The following is a 3,838-nucleotide window of genomic DNA, read 5'->3' as shown; positions in this document are numbered from 1 at the left end:
CCGAGGCGGCCTGGAAGCCGACGTTCCAGCGGACGAACCTGCCGTACCAGCCGGTGGAGCTGGCGGTCGTGACGTCCCGGATGACGAACTCGTGCGGCACGGTCGAGCCGGGGGCGACCGCCCGGTACTGCAACGGCACGATCTTCTGGACGCCCGCCTACTACTCGGCCGAGCAGGGCCCGGCGAACGCGAACCACCCCGGCAAGTACCTGGGGCAGCTCGCGCACGAGTACGGGCACCACGTGCAGTGGCTCGCGGGCATCCTCAAGGCCGCCGGGCAGGCGCAGTACGACCGGGGCGGCTGGGACACCCCGGCCGGGCTGGACCTGACCCGCAGGCTGGAGCTCCAGGCGACCTGCTTCGGCGGGATGACGCTGGCCCCGTTCTCGCACGGCGCGATCCCCACCGACGTGATCCAGCACGCGCTGACCGACGCGAGCAACCGGGGGGACAACCCGAACCTGAACCGCGACCACGGTTCAACCCAGAGCAACTCCAGCTGGGTGAACCATGGGTTCAAGAACAACAGCACCAGCGCGTGCAACACTTGGACGGCCGACGCGAACGCCGTCAGCTAGCCCATGGCGCTACCCCTGTCGGGAGGATCGTGGACACGCCCGAGCGGCGGGGTGGCAACCCCTTGGCGGTGGTCTCGGTGTTCGTGGTGGTCGTCGCGGGCGTCCTCGGCCTGGCGCTGGTCCCCCGGCTGGGGCTGACCAGGCAGGTGGAGGGGCGCGCGGTGGCCGCCGCCCCGATCGAGGCCGACCCGGCGTCGGGCGAGCCCGAGGGGAGCAGGCCCCGGTCGGTCTACCGGCTGGGCGACCACCCGCTGCTGACCTCGGACCGGCGGCTCGGGCAGGTGACCTGCGAGCTCCCCGCGTTCGGGACCGGCGACGAGCAGCTGGCCGCGTTCTACCGGGCGGGCGTGCTGTGCCTGGACCGGGCCTGGGAGCCGGTGCTCGCGCAGGCCGGGCTGCCGTTCGCCACGCCCGAGCTGAACACCGGGCCGGAGCTGGAGGACGGGCCCTGCGGGGCCGCGCCCTCGGCGGACGAGGCCGTCGCCTACTACTGCGGGAGCAACCGGACGGTGTACATGCCGACCGCGCGCCTGCGCGCTCCCGGCGGGGGCGAGGACCGGGCGTCCTCGCACCTGGCGACGTTGGCGCACGAGTACGGGCACCACGTGCAGGCGCTGTCCGGGGTGCTGCGGGCCGGGAACCGGCGGATCGCCGAGGCGGGCGAGAGCGACCCGGCCGGGCTGGAGATGTCCCGGCGGCTGGAGCTCCAGGCCAACTGCTTCGCGGGCATGTTCCTGGCCTCGGTCTCCGGGCGCGGCTCGGTCGACCGGGTGCTGGCCGAGGAGGCCGTGGAGGACTTCCGGTACGCGGTCGTCGAGCCGCCCGAGCGCAACAGCCACGGCAGCCCGGCCAACCAGGACACCTGGGCCCGCGCCGGGTTCGGCGGCGGGACCTCGGCCTGCAACACGTTCACGGCGGACGCCGGGGCGGTCGGCTGAGGGCAGGTCGCGCGGGCCTGGCCGCCGGAGACCGGACTGCCGGGGAACTGGCTGTCGGGGAACCGGCTGCCGGGGAACCGGGTCAGGAGGCCCGCCGGTCCAGGGAGTGGAGCAGGCGCCCCGCGCCGTAGTCGAGCTCCGTCGCGATCCGCACCAGGTCCGCCACCGCCCGCGAGCGGCTGTGCGGCGGCCAGGCGATCACCGTGGTGACCTTCGGGGCGTCCGGCACCGGCACGGCCGCCAAATCCGAGCCGAGGCTGCTGCGGCAGGTCTCCGGCAGGATCGCCGCCGCCCGGCCCAGCGCGATGAGCTGGAGCAGCTGCAGGTGGTCGCGCACCGCCGGTCCCGGACCGTCCGGGTAGCCGCCGTCGCGGTCGGGCCACCGGGGCAGCGGCAGGTCCGGCAGGGACTCCACCTCCGCCGTCGTCAGCTCCGCGCGCGCCGCCAGGGGGTGGCGGGCGGGCAGCACCACGACCTGGTCGTGCGTTACCAGCTCCTCGGTGTCCAGGCCGACCGTGGAGTCGAACGGCAGGTGCAGCAGGGCCACGTCCGCCCGGCCGTCGCGCAGGTACCACTCCTGCTCGCCGATGCCGGACAGCACCACGTCCACCGCCACCGAGCCGGGCACGCGGCCGTACGCGGCCAGCAGGTCGGGCAGGACGTCGTTCGACGCGCCCGCCTTCGACACCAGCACCACCTTCGGGTCCTCGACCCCGGCCCGCCGCGTGCGCCGCTCCGCCGCCGCCACCGCGTCCAGCGCGGCCCTGCCCTCGGCGAGCAGCACCGCGCCCGCGCCGGTCAGCCGGACGCCCCTCGGGGTGCGCTCCAGGAGCTGGGCGCCGAGCCTGCGCTCCAGCTGCTGGACCGCCCGCGACAGCGGCGGCTGCGCGATGCCCAACCTGGCCGCCGCGCGGCCGAAGTGCAGCTCCTCGGCGACCGCGACGAAGTACCTCAGCTCCCTGGTCTCCACGACCACCAGCGTAGTCACCTGCGGCGATACCCGGCCAGTATCGCCGGTTACCGACACGGTGTTGGCGGTGCGGGCGGGGTCGGCAGCAGGGTTGGGGACATGAGTGAGAAGCCAGTCGCGCTGGTCACCGGCGCCAACAAGGGGATCGGCTACGAGATCGCGGCGGGGCTGGGCGCCCTCGGGTGGGCCGTCGGGGTCGGGGCGCGGGACGACGTCCGGCGGGAGGAGGCCGTCGCCAAGCTCCGGGCCGCGGGCGTGGACGCGTTCGGGGTGCCGCTCGACGTCACCGCCGACGACGCGGCCCCGAACTCGGCGAAGGCCGCCGCCGAGCTGGTCGAGCGGGAGCGGGGGCGGCTCGACTCGCTGGTCAACAACGCGGGCATCACCGGCGGGTCGCCGCAGGAGCCCACGCTGATCGACCCGGACACCATCCGGACCGTCGTGGAGACCAACGTCATCGGCGTCCTGCGGGTCACCAACGCGTTCCTGCCGCTGCTGCGCCGCTCCGCCTCGCCGCGGATCGTCAACGTCTCCAGCTCCGTCGGGTCGCTGACCTACCAGTCGAGCACGCAGGCCGACAACAAGGTCGGACCGATCGCCGCCGCCTACTCACCGTCCAAGTCGTTCCTCAACGCGATCACCCTCCAGTACGCCAGGGAGCTCGCGGGCACGAACGTGCTGATCAACTCCTGCTGCCCCGGCCACGTCGCCACCGACCTCAACGGGTTCCGGGGCCACCGCACGCCCGAGCAGGGCGCCGCCGCCGCGATCCGGCTCGCCACGCTGGCCGACGGCGGGCCCACCGGGAGGTTCTTCGACGACGAGGGCGAGGTGCCCTGGTGAGCCCGTCCCACGGGCTGGAATAGATCGTCCCACCACCGGGTTGAGGCGGACGTCGGAACCGCGCCAGCAGACAAGGGGAGCTGCCATGACCGACGTCCGAGACCTGCTCCGCCAAGGCCGGATCTTCCGGGGCGCGGGGAACCCGAGCACCGCCGCCAGGCACTTCGCGCGGGCGGCCGAGCTGGCCCCCGACGACCGGACCGTGCTGACCGAGCTGGCGCTCGCGCACTTCCAGTCCGCCGCGCTGCCGCGCGCCGAGGAGGTGCTGCTGCGCCTGGTCGAGCTGGACCCGTCCGACGGGTACGCCCGGCGGCTGCTCGGCCGCACGCTCAGCAGGCAGAGCAGGCACGCCGAGGCGCTGCCGCAGCTGAAGCTGGCCGCCGCGCTGACCGGCGACCCCGAGGTCGCCGCCGAGGTCGGGCGCGTCCAGGAGCGGCTCGCCCCGCAGGTGTGAGACTCGGGCGCGGGGGGGGGGGGGGCCCCCCCCCCCCCGCCCCGGGGGGCGCGGC

General features: G+C 74.9%; 5 protein-coding genes. 4 read left to right on the top strand and 1 reads right to left on the bottom strand.

All coding sequences use genetic code 11. From position 1 onward, the window contains the following. Both ACTUAL_RS20070 and ACTUAL_RS20065 read left to right on the top strand, forming a co-directional pair. A partial coding sequence (locus ACTUAL_RS20070; RefSeq protein WP_440901330.1) for a neutral zinc metallopeptidase occupies positions 1 to 578 on the top strand: 578 nt, incomplete at its 5' end. 29 nt (positions 579 to 607) lie between these two features. Further along, positions 608 to 1,516 carry a neutral zinc metallopeptidase gene (locus tag ACTUAL_RS20065; protein ID WP_440901329.1) on the top strand — a complete coding sequence of 303 codons (909 nt, stop codon included), beginning with the start codon at positions 608 to 610 and terminating at the stop codon, positions 1,514 to 1,516. An 82-nt stretch (positions 1,517 to 1,598) separates the two neighbouring features. Here the strand turns inward: ACTUAL_RS20065 and ACTUAL_RS20060 are convergent, their stop codons facing one another. Continuing rightward, entirely contained in the window at positions 1,599 to 2,504 is a 906-nt protein-coding gene (locus ACTUAL_RS20060; protein ID WP_440901328.1) for a LysR family transcriptional regulator, read from the bottom strand. Positions 2,505 to 2,585: 81 nt separating this feature from the next. Here ACTUAL_RS20060 and ACTUAL_RS20055 point away from each other — a divergent pair, with 81 nt between their 5' ends. Beyond that, the gene (locus ACTUAL_RS20055) at positions 2,586 to 3,329 is read left to right on the top strand and encodes an SDR family NAD(P)-dependent oxidoreductase (protein WP_440901327.1); all 744 of its coding nucleotides are present in this window, start codon (positions 2,586 to 2,588) and stop codon (positions 3,327 to 3,329) included. Positions 3,330 to 3,414: 85 nt separating this feature from the next. Then, complete coding sequence (locus ACTUAL_RS20050) at positions 3,415 to 3,783, top strand: tetratricopeptide repeat protein (RefSeq protein ID WP_096491589.1); 369 nt, start codon at positions 3,415 to 3,417, stop codon at positions 3,781 to 3,783. Positions 3,784 to 3,838: the final 55 nt, after the last annotated feature.

Source organism: Actinosynnema sp. (genome assembly GCF_052038725.1).
The sequence above is the reverse complement of the archived record's forward strand: the minus strand, read 5'-3'. Positions and strand labels throughout refer to the sequence as shown.